The sequence below is a fragment of the Pseudoxanthomonas sp. 68-E7 genome, assembly GCF_057773145.1.
Genome location: NZ_JBYMTI010000004.1, coordinates 12,538 through 27,499 on the forward strand (window position 1 = coordinate 12,538; position 14,962 = coordinate 27,499).

Genomic DNA, 14,962 nt, shown 5'->3' on the forward strand with positions numbered 1-14,962 from the left:
GTCATGTCCCCTCAGCGTCCTTTCCCGCGCGCGGCGGTGGGTGTGGGTGGTCCCGTTTCCACCCGCAGGCGCGTGCGTGCCGCGGGCGAGAGCCGCGCGGCCAGCGCCGCCGCGACCGCGTCGGCGCGATGCCGGCTCAGGCGCAGGTTGTGTTCTTCCGTGCCGCGCGCGTCGGCATGGCCGGTGATGCTCACGATCACCTCGGGCCCGCGTTCGATCCGCTCCGCGATGGCCTCCAGCAGCGGCCGGTACTGCGAACGGATGGCCGCGCTGTCGGTGTCGAACAGCAGGTTGCCCACGCCGATGTCCTGATCCAGCGTGACCAGCGCGGTCAGGCCGTCGACCTGCGTGCGCAATTCGATCGTGGTGGCCTGGCGCAGTCCGGCGTCCAGCCGCGCGTCCAGCGCGGCGCGCACCGCGACCGCGCGATGGAAGGCCAGTGCCAGTCCGTCGGCCTGGGCGGTGACGATCACCCGGCCGCCGTCGTCCTCGCGCAGGCGCTGGGCGATCCGCTCGAACAGGGGCGCGTGTTCCGCCGGTACCTCGGCGCTGCCGCTGGCGAAGAACACCTGGCCCAGATCGATATCGACCTCGCCGGTGCCACCGCCCAGCGGCATGCCGGGCACCTGCACGCCGAAATCGAAGCGCACCGGCACCCCGGGGGTGATGCGCAGGACGCGCGGATTCTCGGTGGTGAAGCGGCTGCCCGGCGGCAGCGTCGCCGCGTCCACCTTGATCAGGAAGTTGCGTCCGCGCGCCCAGCGCCCCCCATCGATGCCGGCCAGGTGGAAGCGGCCATGGCGATCGGTTTCGATCAGCAGGCCTTCGACCGTGCCCAGGCGCACGCCCGGCAGGCCACGCTCGCCCGGATCCTGGCGGCCGTTGGCGTTGGCGTCGTGGAAGACGCTGCCGATGATCAGGCTGTCGTCGAGCAGCGGATCGCCGGTGATTTCCACGTCGGCGGTGGCTTCGTTGCTCAGCGCGGCGCCTTCGTCGTCGCGGACGATGGCGCGGTTGGTGTGCACGCCCGGTCCTACGCCCGCGCCCACCCGCAGCACGTAGATGACGGTGGCGCTGCGGCCGGCGGCGATGTCCAGCGCGCCGATCCGCAGCGGGCGTGCGTTGGACAGCGCGCCGGCGGCATCGCCGTCGATGACCTGCAGCGATTCGGGCACCAGCACGAAGCCCTCGGGCAGGCGATCGAACAGGCTGACCTGCTCCGCATCGGCCTCGCCCACGTTGTCGATCCGCAGCGTGTAGCGCACCAGATCACCGACGCGCGCGCTGCGCTGCGCGGCGGTCTTGCCCAGGCGCAGGACCACCGGTACGGCCTCGACTTCGATCTCGACCGCCGCCTGTGCGCAGACCGGCGTCGGCACCGAGACATCGCACACCCGATACTCGAACCGGTCCAGGCCCACGTAGCGCGCGGTGGCGGTGTAGGTGCACACGCCCTGCGCGCAGACCACCTGGCCGTGCGCGGGCGCGACGATCACGCTCAGCGACGCCGGATCCAGCGGCGCATGTTCGACGGTGTCGTTGGCCAGCACCGGGATCGTCACCGGTGCCTGGCGCGCGCGGGCCTGGTCATCCACCGCGGTGACGGTGTTCGCCAGCACGGTGACGGTGACCGTGGCGGTGGCGCAGTTGGTGGGCACGGCCCGTTCGCAGGCGTCGTACTGGAAACTGTCGTCGCCGCTGAAGTAGCCGGTCGGCGTATAGGTCACGCCGCCGTCGGCATTGACCGCCACCACCCCGTGAGCGGGCGTGGTGAGGTTCTGCACCTGCACGCGGGTGGCATCCGCCGGCGCGCCCGCATAGGTGTCGTTGGCCAGTACCGGTATCACCAACGCGGTGCCCTGCGGGGTCTGGCCGGCGTCATCGCTGGCGGTGATCGCGGTGGCGTTGACCACGAGGGTGACCGTGGCGGTGGCGCAGTTGGCCGGGTTGATCGCGTCGCACAGCGTGTAGGTCAGCGTGTAGCTGCCGCCCGGCGTTCCAGCCGCCACGTCCACGCTGCCGTCCGCGTTGAGGGTCAGTGGCCCCTGCGTCAGCGGCGCGAGGATGACCGCGGGCGATGCCGCGGCGCCGCCGTCGTAGTGATCATTGGCAAGCACGTTGAGCACGCCGGTGGCGCCCGTGCCACCGGGGATCGGCGGTGCGGTGTCGTCCTGGGCATCGATGGCCGGCAGGGCGACCGCCAGGCTGGCGACGGCGGTGTCGCAGTTGGCCGGATTGAGGCGCTCGCACAGGCGGTAGGTCACCGTGTAGGTGCCGGCCGGCGTGCGCGGCAGCACCGTCACCGCGCCGCTGCCCGCCTGCAACTGCACGTTGGCGTGGGTACTGGCGGTCTGGCTGAGTTCGACCTGGGCCGGATCCACCGCCATGCCGTTGAGCAGGTCGTTGATGGCGACATTGGCGATCGCCTGGCCGCCGGCCACGGATCCGACCGGCGTCGGCGCGCTGTCGTCGATCGCATCGATCGCGGCGGCCTGCACCTGCACGGTCACGGTGGCCTGATCGCAATTGGCGGGATTGAGCAGTTCGCACAACCGGTACGTCACGGTGTAGCTGCCGGCGGGCGTGTTCGGCGCCACGTCCACCCGGCCGTCGGCCTGCACGGTCAGCGGTGTGTCGGCGGACAGCACGGTGAAGCCCACCTCGGAGGGCGCGACGGTGGCGCCATCGAGGGTGTCGTTGGCGAGCAGATTGACCACGCCGGTGGCCCCGGCCAGGCCGCTGACCGGCCCGGCCGGGTCGTCGATCGCGTTCACCGCCGCGGGATTGACGGTGACCGCGACACTGGCATCGGCGCAGTTCGCCGGCGCGGCCGCCTGGCAGATCCGGTATTGCAGCGTGTAGTTGCCGGCCGGCGTGGCGGCGGCCACCGTCACCGCGCCGCTGGAGGTATCCAGCACGATGCCGGGATGCGCGGGTGCGGCGACCTGGGTGAGGACGATGCTGGCCGGAGCTGGCGCGACGCCGTCCAACCGATCATTGGCCAGCACGCTGGCGATCGCGGTGCCGCCGCCGCGGCCCGCGGCGGAGCCGCTGTCGTAGCCCGCGCTGATCGGCAACGGCCCGGCGAGCACGTTCACCGTCACGCTGGCGGTGTCGCAGATCGCGGGTGCGCTGATGGCGCAGAGCGTGTAGGCGATGGGGTAGCTGCCGGGCGGCGTGCCCGGCGCGACGATCACGTTGCCGTTGGCGTCGACGCTCAGCGGCGGGGTCGCGGTCGCGCTGACGGTGGCGCTGGCGACGGTCGCGGTGGCGCCATCGACACTGTCGTTGCCGAGCACGTTGCCGGCGATGCCGCCGGCCGTGCCGTTGCCCAGGTTGAGACTGTCGTCCAGCGCGTCCACCACCACCACCGTCACATTGACGGTGGCGGTGTCGCAGTTGGCCGGGTGGCCGGTCTCGCAGATCGTGTAGGTGGCGCTGAGCGGGCCCGGCGGACTGCCGGCGGCGACCGACAGTACGCCGCTGGCGTCGATGCCCAGCGGCGCGGCAGCGGTGCTGGCCAGAGTGACGCTGCCCGGGGCCACGGCGGCGCCGTTGAAGATGTCGTTGCCCAGCATGTTGGCGACGCCGGCATTGCCGGTGGCGCCGTTCACCACGTAGGGACCGTCGTCGACCGCGTCGATCGCCGCCAGCACCTGCACGGTGACCGTCACCTGCGCGCTGTCGCAGTTGGACAGGTTGCCGGCTTCGCAGATCTGGTAGCTGGCGCCATAGACGCCGGCGGGCGTGCCGGCCGGTACCGAGACCACGCCGTTGGCGTCGATGTTCACCGGCGAAGCCGCGTTGGGGGTGAACACCACGTCGGCGAGCGTGACCGGCGCGCCGTTGAAGGTGTCGTTGTCCAGCACGTTGCCGGCGTTGGTGCTGCCGGTGGCGCCGTCGATCGGACCGAAACCGTCGTCGACCGCGTTCAGCGCCGCGTCCGCGATCACGTTGACGCTGACGCTGGCGGTGTCGCAGATGGACGGCGCCGCGACCTGGCAGATCTGGTAACTGGCCGTGTAGGTACCCGCGGCGGTGCCGGCGGTGACGGTGACGTTGCCGTCGGCGCCGATGGTCAGCTGCGGGGTATTCGACGGCGCGAGGGTGACCGCGGTGGTGGCGAATGGCGCGCCGTCGAGGCGGTCGTTGGTCAGCACGTTGCCGGCGCTGCCGCCGATTCCGCCGTTGACCGGCCCCAGGGTGTCGTCGACGGCGTCGAGCGTGCTGACCGCGACGGTCACGGTCGCGGTGTCGCAGTTGCCCGGATTGATGACCTCGCACAGATCGTAGGTGGCGGTATAGGTGCCGGCCGCGGTGCCGGCGGCCACCGAGACGGTGCCGTTGGTGCCGATGGTGATCGGGGCGACGTCGTGCGGCGTCACCGTCACCTGCGGCGCGGTCACCGGCGCGCCGTTGAGGGTGTCGTTGTCCAGGATGTTGCCGGCGGCCGCGCCGCCGGTGCCGCCATTGACCGGACCGAGCGCGTCGTCGACCGCGATCAGCGTGCCCGCCGCGACCGTGACGGTGATCGTCACGCTGTCGCAGATCGTCGGCTGCGCGACCTGGCAGATCTGGTAGCCGCCGCTGAGCGGGCCGGCGGGCGTGCCGGGCGCGATGGTGACGGTGCCATCGGGGGCGATGGTCAGCGCCGGGCCGCCGCCGGTCTGGGTCAGGGTGACCGCGCCGGGCGTGGCGGGCGCGCCGTCCACGAAGTCGTTGGTCAGCACGTTGCCCGCGTTGCCGCCCGCCGGCGCGGGACCGAGCGCGTCGGTCACCGCGTCGATGGTCGAGACCGTCACGGTCACCGTGGCGGTGTCGCAGTTGTCCGGCACCGCCGCTTCGCAGATCTGGTAGCTCGGCGTATAGACGCCGGCCGGCGTGTTCGGCGCGATGCCCACCGTGCCGTCGCCGGCAATGGTGACCGGACCGGCGTTGGTGGGCATCAGCACGATGTCGCCCGGCGTCACCGGATTGCCGTCGAGGGTGTCGTTGCCCAGCACGTTGCCGGCGTTGGGATTGCCGGTGACGCCGTTGATGCCGCCGAAGGCGTCATCGTTGGCGACCAGCGTGCCGGGGGTCACCACCGTGATCTGGACGCTGGCGGTGTCGCAGACCGTCGGCGCGTCCAGGTAGCAGATTGTGTAGCTGGCGGTGTGCGTGCCGGCGGCGGTGCCGGGCGGCACGGTGACGGTGCCGTCGGCGTTGAAGACGATCGCGGCGGTGCCGGCGCCGGCCAGGCTCACCGTCGCCAGCGAAGCGGGCGTGGCGCCGCCCGCGCTGTCGTTGCCCAGCACGTTGAGCAGGGAGGCCGCGCCGGTGGCGCCGTTGATCGGGCCGGCCACGTCGACGACCGCGTCGATCGGCGGAACCACGCGCACCGTCGCGGTGGCGCTGTCGCAGTTGCTGGGAACCGCGGTTTCGCAGATCTGGTAGGTCGCCGAATAGGTCCCAGGCGTCGCGGCCGGATCCAGTGTCACCGCGCCATCGGCGGCGATCGTCAGCGGGCCGCTCGGGGTGGAGGTCAGCGTGACCAGTGCCGGAATGATCGGAACGCCGGCCAGCGTGTCGTTGCCGAGCACGTTCTCGGTCAGCGCGATGCTGCCGGCCGCCTGCGGTGGCAGCGGGTCGTCGACCGCGTCGATGGTCGCGGCGGAATTGACCGTCACCGTGATCACGCCGGTATCGCAGTTGGCGGGATTGGCGGCTTCGCAGATCTGGTAGCCGGTCGTGTAGCTGCCATTGGCGGTGCCGGCCGGCACGTCCACCGAGCCGTCCGCATTGACGATCAGTTGTGCGGTGCTGGTCGGGGTGAAGATGACCTGCGCGGGGATTACCGCTGCGCCGCCGAGGGTGTCGTTGGCCAGCACGTTGACCACGTTGGCCTGGCCGGCGATGCCGTTGACCGGACCGGCGCTGTCGTCGACCGCCACGATCGGGCGCGCCGCCACCGGTATCGGCGGCACGCTGTCGGTGTTGTCGCCGGGATCGGGATCCGTGGTGCCCGGCGGCAGGGTGACGGTGGCGGTATTGGCGCCGATGGTCGAAGGCGTGGTCGGCGGTGCGGTGCCGGTGACGTCGACGGTGACGGTGCCGGCCGCCAGCAGGCTGACGACCAGGGAAACATTGCCGGTGCCGCTGGCGGCGCCGCAGCTGGATCCGGCGCTGGCCGTGCAGGTCCAGCCGACGTTGCCCAGTTCCGCGGGAACCGTGTCGGCGAGCGTGGCGCCGAGTGCGGCCGAGGGGCCGGCGTTGGTCAGGGTGAGCCGATAGGTGACCGTGCCGCCGGTGACGACCGGGGAAGCGCTCAGCAGTGTCTTGTCCAGCGTGAGCGCGGCCTCGGCCGCCAGCGCGTTGGTATCGGTGCCGCTGTTGTTGCCCGGTTGCGGGTCGGTCACCGTCGGCGGCAGCGTCACCGTGGCGGTGTTGCCCAGGTTGGCCGGATAGGTCTGCGCGGACGCGCCGGTGGCGGCCAACAGCCATCCCAACAGCACCACCGCGCCGCCCGCCACGCGCCGGAAGCCGGTGCGCGGCGGAACCATGGTCCTGGATGTCGATAGCGCTCGGGTGTCCATACGGTGTTCCTCGCGGTGGCTTGCGGCGTCGGGTGCGCGGACAAGCGGGGCGTGCAGGTGGGTTCGGTGCGATGCCGCGGGCATCGGTGGCGTGCGGTCAGTACGCCGCGGGGTCCGCGCTGAAGGAGACCGGGACGGTGATCGTCGCGGTGCCCGTCGCATCCAGGCTCACGCTCAGGCTGATCGCCGCGTCGCCGGCAGCGCCTCCGTTGGCAGGACAACTGCTGCCCGCTCCGATCGCCACGCATGTCCAGGGGGCGGAGAGCCGGGCGCCGTTGGGCAGGATGTCGTTGACCACCACGCCGCTGACCGCGTCGGGACCGGCGTTGGACACCGTGATCACGTAGCTGGCGCTGCCACCGGGCGTGTAGGTGCCGGAACCGTCGCTCTTGGTGACCGAGACATCGGAACGGAATGCGCGGCTGTTGGTGATCCGGCAGGTGATGCTGACCGGATTGGGGCCGGCGGCCGGCGCGGTCAGGCTGAAGCTGGCGCCGCTGCCGGAACTGATCGCGGTGCCGTTCTGATCAGTGCATGCCCAGGTGGTGGTGTAGCTGTCCAGCAGCGTGCCGGTGCCCGCGGTCTCGGCCAGGTCGTAGCTCAATCCGGGCGTGGTCAGCGCCGGCGCGGTGCTGCCGTTGTTGCCGACGTTGCTGGCCGAGGCCACCGTGGTGGCGCCCTGGCTGATGCTGAGATTGAAGCGGCCCGGATCCGTGGTGGGCGCCAGGATCTTGGCCAGCGCCAGGGTCGCGACGCAGGAACGGCTCACGCCTTCGACGGTGAACACCGCGTTGCCGACGCGGATGCCGAGCAGCGCCAGCAGGTTGTCGACCAGTCCGCCGAGCAACGCGGTCAGCACCGGTTGCAGCAGCGGCACCACCGCGCCCTGCAGGGTGGCTTCCACGGTATCGACGATGGTGTCCAGGATCGGCACCAGCGCGTCCGGCAGCGCGATCACCACCGGCGGCAGCGGGAATGGCGGATTCAGGGTGACCACCGGCGTTCCCCGGCTGACCTCGATGTCCAGGTTGTTGAGCAGATCCACGATCAGCGTGCCCGCGCTGACGGTGCCGCTGCTGGCGGTGCGCGTCTGCGGATAGGGCGCATTGACGGTGAAATTCTGTAGTGCCGGCGATCCGGTCGCGGCCGCGCGGCCGGTGACCGTCAGCGGCACCTGCACGTCCAGCAGGCCGACGCCCAGCAGGTTGAGGCGGAAACCGAGTTGCAGGTTGTTGATGACCACCGGCGACACGTCGGCATTGGTCACCACGCGCGAGCGGTTGAAGAAGATGCTGTCGGCGATGGTGCCGATGTAGAAGTTGACCAGGCCGGGACGGGCCTGGAACGTCACCGCGCCGGCGACGTAGTCGATCGCGGTGATCGTGCCTTCGGCGCGTGCGACGTCGGCGTACAACTGGAGCTTGAGCACGTCGGCGGTCAGGGTGATGTTGGCCAGCCCGAGGCCGGCCGCGTTGAGCGCGTTGATGATGGCCTGGGTGTTGAAACCCTGCAGCACGTCGACATTGAGCTTGATGCGGATGGCGCTGCTGTGGAAGGAAGTGCCCTGCGGACCGCAGACGATCACCGGCGGCTCCACCACCTGCAGCCACAGCTGAAGGTTGGCGACGCCGGTCAGCCCCAGCGCCGCGGTGTTGACCGCGATCGGCGTGGGCGTGGTCAGCACGTTGCGGAAGTTGTAGAGCTGGGCCGAACCGGTGACCAGATCCAGCACGTCCAGATCGATGTCCGCCAGCGAACCCTGCGGCAAGCTGATCTGCAGCAGATCGGCCAGGCGGATCTGGCCGGTCAGTCCGGCGAAGTTGAGCGGCAGCGCGTTCAACGCGTTGACGGCGGCGGTCTGGCCGTCGGCCTGCAGCACCTGCGCCATCGCCAGCTGCAACTGCGCCAGGGTGATGTCGGTGTTGAGCACCTGGCTGGTGTCGCTGATGCCGAGGTTCAATCCCAGCTGGGTGATCAACGCGTTGAGGTTGATGTCCGCACCGGCCAGCGCGTTCCAGTCCAGTACCGAGACGTTGACCGTGGTGCCGGGCAGCAGCGATTGCAGCAGCAGGTTGAGCACCGGTCCCTGGGTGCTGTCCACCGAGACCAGTCGCGGTCCGGCCGAGATGCAGGCGCCGGTGGTGCAGCCGGTCTGCGCCTTCAACGGCGCCGGGACGATCGCGAACGCGGTGATGGCCAGCAGCGTGGCCAGGATGACGCGGCGGAAAAAAAGCCGAACGAAGCCCTTCGTATCCATCAAACTACCCCCCGTAGTCGATGTACAAGTCCGTCTGAAATCGTTTTCGTTTTCTTGGATTCCGGATTACGCCTGCGGCGATCTTTCCGGTGTGCGGACAGTGCGACGAATGCCGTTGATAGATGGGCGCGCTGTCGTTACATTCCCCGGCGTCGTTACTAATCCGTGAGCGTTGCCTTGGCAACGCGCAGGAAATGCAGATGCAGTAAGAGACGCTTGCCGGTCATTTGATTTCGCGCCCGCGGACATTGGGGCGAGAGGGGAGGCAAGCGGAACCGGTCAAGTTTTGGACAGTGTCACTTGTGGGGCAGCAACACTGACTTTTGGTCCCAGCGGGAAAGGAGTTCCTGATGATTCCGATGGCATTGCGCATCCGGCGCGCGCGCGTCCTGGCCAACCTCTCGCAGGCGGAACTGGCGCAGAGAGCCGGCGTAAAGCGGAGCGCCGTCACACAATGGGAGCGCGAGGGCGGCACCCATCCCAGCCTCGAACACCTCACCTTGATCGCGGTGGCCACCCACGTACCGTTCGAGTGGTTGGCGACCGGTCGCGGCGAAGCCGGCAACCATCCCGTGTTCGAAGTACCCGCGGTCGCGCCTTCCGGGCAGGTACTCGATGACGTGGAAGCACGGGTCCTGGTGCTGTTGCGACGGATGCCGGTGCGCAAGCGCCAGGCGGTGTGTGCGTTGCTGGAAATGCTGGTATAGAAATGCCGGCGGGAACGGGCTCGTCCGGCCCCACCCCGCCCGCCCTGTCCCGGATACCTCCATCCCCGATGCTCCGCGCCCTCGAAACCCGCGTTCCGCCGCCCATCGTCCTGTTGATCGCCGCCTGCCTCATGTGGGGCCTGGCGCGCCTGTCGCCTGGACTGCGGCTGGCGTGGCCGGGAGCGGGATGGCTGGGCGCGGCCCTGGCGGTGATCGGGCTGGCCTTGAACGGGGTGCCGAAATGGTGGTTCGGCCGCGCCGGCACCACGGTCAATCCGTTGCGCCCCCAGGCCGTGCGGCAACTGGTGGTGGCCGGTCCCTATCGCTTCAGCCGCAACCCGATGTACCTGGGCCACGCGCTGTTGCTGCTGGCCTGGGCCAGCAGCCTCGGTCATCCGCTCGCGCTGGCCGGCGTCGTTTTCTACATGGCATGGGTGATCCGCTTCCAGATCCGGCCGGAGGAGCGCGTGCTCGCCGAGCGGTTTCCGGATGCGTATCGCGACTACCGCGGGCGTGTCCGCCGCTGGCTGTGATCAGCGGGAAGCGCGGCGCGTGCGCGACGCGCGGGTGGCCGGCGCGCAATAGGCATCGTACAGCGCCTGCATGACCCCGAACGCGGGTCCGGGCAGCGGGGAATACAGGATCGACTGGGCCACCCGCCGGTTGCCCACCAGCCCCGCTTCGCGCAGGACCGCCAGGTGCTGGGACAGCGCGGACATCGACAGCCCGGACAGCGCCTGCAGATCCGAGACGCTGGCTTCGCCTTCCAGCAGGCGGCACATCACCAGCAGCCGCGCCGGATGCGCCAGCGCCTTCAACAAGGCGGCCGCGTCCTCCGCGTGCCGGGTCATGCGTTGCATATCGGTAGGAGACGCCATGGCTTGATCGTTATTTAAGTCAATGCTAATTTAGCAAATACTTTAATAAAACTCAAGGAACAGGACCATGCCCATTTCCCCCGTCCGTCCTCGCGTCGACAGTTTTTTCCACGCCGATACCAATACCTTCACCTATGTGGTGTCCGGCACCGACGGCGGCGCCGCCGTCGTGATCGACCCGGTGCTGGACTACGACGCCGCCAGCGCGCGTACCGCCACGACGTCGGCGGATGCGGTGCTGGCGCACGTCCGCCGCCATGATCTGAAGGTCGAATGGATCCTGGAAACCCATGCCCATGCCGATCACCTCAGCGCCGGTGGCTACCTGCGCGAGGTACTGGGCGCGCCGCTGGCGATCGGTGAAGGCATCGTGCAGGTGCAGGCGCGCTTCAAGGACCTGTTCGGGCTGGGCGACGACTTCGTCGCCGACGGCCACCAGTTCGATCGCCTGCTGCGCGATGGCGAGCGCCTGGACGTGGGGGACATGGCGGTGCGCGTGATCGCCACCCCGGGCCATACGGACGACAGTCTCAGCTACGTGATCGGTGATGCCGCCTTCATCGGCGACACGATGTTCGCGCCGGAAACCGGCACCGCGCGGGTCGACTTTCCCGGCGGCAACGCGCGCAAGTTGTATGCCTCCATCCAGACCCTGCTCGGTCTGCCGCCGAAGACCCGCATATTCCTCTGCCACGACTATCCATCCGGGCGCGAGCCGCGTGCCGAGACCAGCGTGGCGGCGCAGCGCGAAGGCAACATCCATGTCGGCAACCAGCGCGGCGAGGAAGCGTTCGTCGCCCTGCGCGAAGCGCGCGACGCGACCCTGCCGGTCCCACGGCTCATCCTGCCGGCCTTGCAGGTGAACATCCGCGGCGGCCGGCTGCCGGCCGCCGATGCGAACGGCATCGCCTACCTGCGCCTGCCGCTCAATCAGTTGGGGCGTGCCCCGTGATGCCCTGGTCGGCCCTGACCGGCGGCGTCCTGATTGGCCTGGCCGCCACCGCGCTGCTGTGGTTCAACGGTCGCATCGCCGGTGTCAGCGGGATCGTCAACGGCCTGGCCAACCGGGCGGCGGGCGAACGCGGGTGGCGAATCGCGTTCCTGCTTGGCCTGGCCGGCGGCGGCGTGCTGGTGATGACACTGACCGGACAGGCGGTGGCATCACCGGCGAGCATGCCGATCCTGGTGCTGGCCGGCGTACTGGTCGGTTTCGGCACCCGCCTGGGCAGCGGCTGCACCAGCGGTCACGGTGTATGCGGATTGGGACGGTTGTCGTTGCGTTCGCTGGTCGCGGTGATGGTGTTCATGGGCTCGGCGATCGCCACGGTGTACGTCAGCCGGCACCTGCTGGCAGGCACGGCATGACCCGCTGGTTCGCGGCGTTGTTGGCGGGGGCGCTGTTCGGTGCGGGACTGGCGCTGTCGCGCATGACCGATCCGAACATCGTGCTCGGCTTCCTGGATCTTGCGGGCGACTTCGATCCGCGCCTGGCATTCGTGCTGGCCGGTTCGGTCATCACCACCCTCGTCGCTTTCCGCTGGGTGCTGCGGCGTCCGCGCCCGCTGCTGGATGATCGCTTCCGCCTGCCGCTGTCGCGGGCCATCGATCGGCCGCTGGTGACGGGCGCGGTGCTGTTCGGCATCGGCTGGGGACTGGCGGGTTATTGCCCGGGTCCCGCGCTGGTCGGGGCTGCCGCGGGCGTGGACAGCGCGCTGATCTTCGTCGCCGCGATGCTCGCGGGCAGCCTGCTGCAAGCGATGATGGCGCGCACACGGCCGGCGTGACCGGAAACGCGTGCCACCATTGGCACGCTGCTTTGCGCGCGAGCCATTGCAAACACGCCACGGCCTTCTAGACTTGCAGCTTCCGGTCGAGCAAGCGATGGCGAAGCGATGAACGATGTGATCCTGTTGTACGGCACCAACGACTTCGAGCGCGAGCGCTGGGATGATCTTCCCGATCTGGTCGAGCGCCGCGGCATCGTGCTGTCGCGCAAGGCCGGGCCGCGCACGCCACTGCCGACCGATCACGCCTGGGAGCCGGTATCGGTCTATGCCTCCGACGAACTGACCGAGGAGGAATTCCAGGAACTGTACGAAGCCAATCGCGCGCACGTCGCGGAGCTCAACCTCAAATACTGAATCCCGCGCTCGCGTCCGCGCGACCGGTGGATCATCCGTTCGCGCGCGGCGTGAGCTGGTGCAGCAGGATGGAATTGCCTTCGCTGTCCTCGCACACGGCCATCCGGCATACCGGGCTGTGGATGACGTCGCTGCGGAACGCGACCCCGCGCGCTTTCAACTGCGCCATCAGGACATCCAGATCCTCCACTTCGAACGCGATCGTGCCGCCGGCGCTGGCGCTGGGTTGATCCTCGATGAAGTTGGTCAGCGCCAGGCAACCGCCACCGGGCAGATCGTATTCCAGCCAGTATTGCTCGCCCTGGTTGCCGACCGAACCGGCCCGCAGGCCGAGCGCGTTCTCGTAGAAATCGCGGGCGCGCGCGACATCGCGGATCGGATACATCGTGAACGCCACTTTCTTCAGCATGGGACGACTCCGGTGAAGGGGCATGGGTCGAAAAGCGTGACCACGATACCGATACCGGGCTCGACCATGATGCGTCCCGCCTCTTCACCGCGCATTTCCGACGAACGGTCCATCCGGCGACCGGTCTCCGGTCGTGAAATGCGTTGTTCCTGCTGTTCCTGTCATGTTGCGCGCGGATATTGGGGGTGTCCGCCGACCAAGGAGGCATAAGGAGATGTTGTTGCAAGGACTCACCCAGGAAGGCAAGTGCGAAGTCATCGACGTCGAGGCCGAGCTGCAGCGGTGGCAGCATCTCGGCCCGATGCCCGGGCATCGCGACCATGAGGCGTTCCGCCGCTTCGAACCGACCTTCAGGTTCGCCTACGATCTCTATCTGCAATGGCATCGCGAGCCACTGGACGCGCTGGGCGATCGCATCGAAGGCGCCTACGAGCGCCAGTTGCCGCCGGGTGAACGCCTGGATCGCGAAACCGTGTTGACGATCGTGGCCGCGGTGTGGGAACGCATGGGCGGACGCATGCAGGCCTGCCGCATACCCGCCACCGCGCGTCCGCGCGCAACGTCGGGCGAGCGCCAGGCACCGCCGCCGGTCTGAGCGGACCTCGGACGATCTAGCCGTTTCGCCGCGGTGCGCTGTCCGGATCCTGCTGCGACAACCAGCGCCAGGCCTCGTGGATCAGCATGCGCGCCACCGGCCAGGCCGATACCGGCGGATTGGGCAGCGTGTCCCAGCGGATCTCCAGTTCACCCTCGACCTCCGCGTCGGTGCGTCCAGCGTGGCTGGCATGGGTCGCCAGTGCCAGCGCATAGGCCCGGCACGCATCGCTCCAGGCGAGATCCGGGTGCAGGCGTATCCGGCGCTGGAAGTCCTGCCGACTGAAGGCCTCGAAGTCCTCGGGAATGTCCGGGAGTTCATCGCGGGCCAGGCAGGCCGCGACCTGCTGGCTCGCGCGCTCCAGGCTGGCGCTGCCGTAGGAACTGCGAAGGTATTCCATGGGCGGACTCCGTGGGGTTTGCAGCGATTGTCGGCAGGAAGGGCATGACCATTCCGTGAAAACCCGGAGAAGGTTCCGTTGATGACTCGGCGGCGGATTAAAACCGGATTAAACCGGACATGCCTATCGTGCCGGACCCGCGTGTCCCCCACGCCCTTTCCGCAGGAGTCCGCATGTCGCCGTTCCGTCCCCTGGTTTTCCTGGGCTTGCTCGCCAGTGCCGCCGCGCCCGTATCGGCGCAGGTCGTCTCCGAATCCAATCGCGAGGCGGGGCAGGCCTCCGATTCACGCTGGCGGGTCGGACTGGCGGTCGCCAGTCGCGAAGGCGTCTACGCCGGCGAGGACAGTCGCACGCTGGTGTTCCCGAATGTCTCCTACGAAGGCGAGCGTTTCTTCTGGCGCGGCGTGCAGGCGGGCGCCCACCTGTTCTCGCGCGACGGTTTCGCGCTGGATGGCTATGTGGCCGGCCGCTTCGATGGCATCGACGCGGATGACTTCGGCATTCCCGAACTGGCGGAGCGCGGCATCGATCGCCGGCTGCTGGAGGATCGCGACGATGCCCTGGATGTCGGCATGAGCGCACGCTGGCGCGGCGCGGCGGGCGAACTGGAACTGGACGCGCGCGCCGACGTCACCGGCACCAGCGAGGGCTACCAGGCGTCGCTCGCGTATCGTCATCCGTTCCAGGCCGGCCATTGGCAACTCACCCCCGGCGTTGGCGTGCGCTGGTTGTCCTCGGATCTGGCCGACTACTACTACGGCACCCTGGACGAGGAAGTCGCGCGCGGCGTGGTGCGCTACCGGCCCGGCAGCGCCACCGTGCCCAATGCGAGCCTGACCGTGTTGCGCCCGTTCGCGGAGAAGTGGCTGTTCATCGCCAGCGCCGAGTACCGCCGGTTGCCGTCCGCGTTGCGTGACAGCCCCTTGATCGATCGCGACGCCGATGGCGGCACCACGGTGATGGTGGGGTTCTCGCGGGGCTTCTGAAGCCCCGCGTTGCG

General features: G+C 69.2%; 13 protein-coding genes. 8 read left to right on the plus strand and 5 right to left on the minus strand.

The genetic code is table 11. From position 1 onward, the window contains the following. Positions 1-11: 11 nt before the first annotated feature. Both AC3DE2_RS10880 and AC3DE2_RS10885 read right to left on the minus strand, forming a co-directional pair. On the minus strand, positions 12-6,542 hold the full coding sequence (locus AC3DE2_RS10880) for an Ig-like domain-containing protein (RefSeq protein WP_488426167.1): 6,531 nt from the start codon (positions 6,540-6,542) through the stop codon (positions 12-14). A gap of 130 nt (positions 6,543-6,672) precedes the next feature. Then, entirely contained in the window at positions 6,673-8,832 is a 2,160-nt protein-coding gene (locus AC3DE2_RS10885; RefSeq protein WP_488426168.1) for a hypothetical protein, read from the minus strand. Between the two features lie 350 nt (positions 8,833-9,182). On the opposite strand from AC3DE2_RS10885, the gene AC3DE2_RS10890 reads away from it, so the two are divergent. Together AC3DE2_RS10890 and AC3DE2_RS10895 are read left to right on the plus strand one after the other, a co-directional pair. Further along, the gene (locus AC3DE2_RS10890) at positions 9,183-9,539 is read left to right on the plus strand and encodes a helix-turn-helix domain-containing protein (RefSeq protein ID WP_295375457.1); all 357 of its coding nucleotides are present in this window, start codon (positions 9,183-9,185) and stop codon (positions 9,537-9,539) included. 68 nt (positions 9,540-9,607) lie between these two features. Next, positions 9,608-10,072, plus strand: a complete 465-nt coding sequence (locus tag AC3DE2_RS10895) for a methyltransferase family protein (RefSeq protein ID WP_488426169.1) — start codon at positions 9,608-9,610, stop codon at positions 10,070-10,072. Here AC3DE2_RS10895 and AC3DE2_RS10900 read toward each other — a convergent pair whose 3' ends face one another. After that, positions 10,073-10,390 carry an ArsR/SmtB family transcription factor gene (locus AC3DE2_RS10900; protein WP_295375453.1) on the minus strand — a complete coding sequence of 106 codons (318 nt, stop codon included), beginning with the start codon at positions 10,388-10,390 and terminating at the stop codon, positions 10,073-10,075. A 94-nt stretch (positions 10,391-10,484) separates the two neighbouring features. Between AC3DE2_RS10900 and AC3DE2_RS10905 the strand changes: the two genes are divergently transcribed. From AC3DE2_RS10905 to AC3DE2_RS10920, 4 genes are all read left to right on the plus strand, one after another. Further along, the gene (locus AC3DE2_RS10905) at positions 10,485-11,369 is read left to right on the plus strand and encodes an MBL fold metallo-hydrolase (protein WP_488426170.1); all 885 of its coding nucleotides are present in this window, start codon (positions 10,485-10,487) and stop codon (positions 11,367-11,369) included. After that, a complete protein-coding gene (locus AC3DE2_RS10910) occupies positions 11,369-11,782 on the plus strand; it encodes a YeeE/YedE family protein (protein WP_488426171.1) in 414 nt (137 codons plus the stop codon). Before AC3DE2_RS10905 ends, AC3DE2_RS10910 begins: the two co-directional genes overlap by 1 nt. After that, positions 11,779-12,201, plus strand: a complete 423-nt coding sequence (locus tag AC3DE2_RS10915) for a DUF6691 family protein (RefSeq protein ID WP_488426172.1) — start codon at positions 11,779-11,781, stop codon at positions 12,199-12,201. The genes AC3DE2_RS10910 and AC3DE2_RS10915 overlap by 4 nt, the downstream gene beginning before the upstream one ends. 108 nt (positions 12,202-12,309) lie before the next feature. Further along, entirely contained in the window at positions 12,310-12,558 is a 249-nt protein-coding gene (locus AC3DE2_RS10920) for a hypothetical protein (protein WP_295375446.1), read from the plus strand. Between the two features lie 31 nt (positions 12,559-12,589). Here the strand turns inward: AC3DE2_RS10920 and AC3DE2_RS10925 are convergent, their stop codons facing one another. Beyond that, positions 12,590-12,967 (minus strand): VOC family protein, encoded by a 378-nt coding sequence (locus tag AC3DE2_RS10925; RefSeq protein ID WP_488426173.1) that lies wholly within the window; start codon positions 12,965-12,967, stop codon positions 12,590-12,592. Positions 12,968-13,181: 214 nt separating this feature from the next. On the opposite strand from AC3DE2_RS10925, the gene AC3DE2_RS10930 reads away from it, so the two are divergent. Further along, the gene (locus AC3DE2_RS10930; protein ID WP_488426174.1) at positions 13,182-13,562 is read left to right on the plus strand and encodes a hypothetical protein; all 381 of its coding nucleotides are present in this window, start codon (positions 13,182-13,184) and stop codon (positions 13,560-13,562) included. A gap of 16 nt (positions 13,563-13,578) precedes the next feature. On the opposite strand, the gene AC3DE2_RS10935 is transcribed toward AC3DE2_RS10930, so the two are convergent. Then, positions 13,579-13,962 carry a hypothetical protein gene (locus AC3DE2_RS10935; protein WP_488426176.1) on the minus strand — a complete coding sequence of 128 codons (384 nt, stop codon included), beginning with the start codon at positions 13,960-13,962 and terminating at the stop codon, positions 13,579-13,581. A gap of 173 nt (positions 13,963-14,135) precedes the next feature. Here AC3DE2_RS10935 and AC3DE2_RS10940 point away from each other — a divergent pair, with 173 nt between their 5' ends. Continuing rightward, on the plus strand, positions 14,136-14,948 hold the full coding sequence (locus tag AC3DE2_RS10940) for a MipA/OmpV family protein (RefSeq protein WP_488426177.1): 813 nt from the start codon (positions 14,136-14,138) through the stop codon (positions 14,946-14,948). Positions 14,949-14,962: the final 14 nt, after the last annotated feature.

What these genes read in the sequence shown, in the direction of transcription:
- AC3DE2_RS10880 (WP_488426167.1), bottom strand. Translation starts at nt 6,542, where the DNA reads ATGGTTCCGCCGCGCACCGGCTTCCGGCGCGTGGCGGGCGGCGCGGTG.
- AC3DE2_RS10885 (WP_488426168.1), bottom strand. Translation starts at nt 8,832, where the DNA reads ATGGATACGAAGGGCTTCGTTCGGCTTTTTTTCCGCCGCGTCATCCTG.
- AC3DE2_RS10890 (WP_295375457.1), top strand. Translation starts at nt 9,183, where the DNA reads ATGATTCCGATGGCATTGCGCATCCGGCGCGCGCGCGTCCTGGCCAAC.
- AC3DE2_RS10895 (WP_488426169.1), top strand. Translation starts at nt 9,608, where the DNA reads ATGCTCCGCGCCCTCGAAACCCGCGTTCCGCCGCCCATCGTCCTGTTG.
- AC3DE2_RS10900 (WP_295375453.1), bottom strand. Translation starts at nt 10,390, where the DNA reads ATGACCCGGCACGCGGAGGACGCGGCCGCCTTGTTGAAGGCGCTGGCG.
- AC3DE2_RS10905 (WP_488426170.1), top strand. Translation starts at nt 10,485, where the DNA reads ATGCCCATTTCCCCCGTCCGTCCTCGCGTCGACAGTTTTTTCCACGCC.
- AC3DE2_RS10910 (WP_488426171.1), top strand. Translation starts at nt 11,369, where the DNA reads ATGCCCTGGTCGGCCCTGACCGGCGGCGTCCTGATTGGCCTGGCCGCC.
- AC3DE2_RS10915 (WP_488426172.1), top strand. Translation starts at nt 11,779, where the DNA reads ATGACCCGCTGGTTCGCGGCGTTGTTGGCGGGGGCGCTGTTCGGTGCG.
- AC3DE2_RS10920 (WP_295375446.1), top strand. Translation starts at nt 12,310, where the DNA reads ATGAACGATGTGATCCTGTTGTACGGCACCAACGACTTCGAGCGCGAG.
- AC3DE2_RS10925 (WP_488426173.1), bottom strand. Translation starts at nt 12,967, where the DNA reads ATGCTGAAGAAAGTGGCGTTCACGATGTATCCGATCCGCGATGTCGCG.
- AC3DE2_RS10930 (WP_488426174.1), top strand. Translation starts at nt 13,182, where the DNA reads ATGTTGTTGCAAGGACTCACCCAGGAAGGCAAGTGCGAAGTCATCGAC.
- AC3DE2_RS10935 (WP_488426176.1), bottom strand. Translation starts at nt 13,962, where the DNA reads ATGGAATACCTTCGCAGTTCCTACGGCAGCGCCAGCCTGGAGCGCGCG.
- AC3DE2_RS10940 (WP_488426177.1), top strand. Translation starts at nt 14,136, where the DNA reads ATGTCGCCGTTCCGTCCCCTGGTTTTCCTGGGCTTGCTCGCCAGTGCC.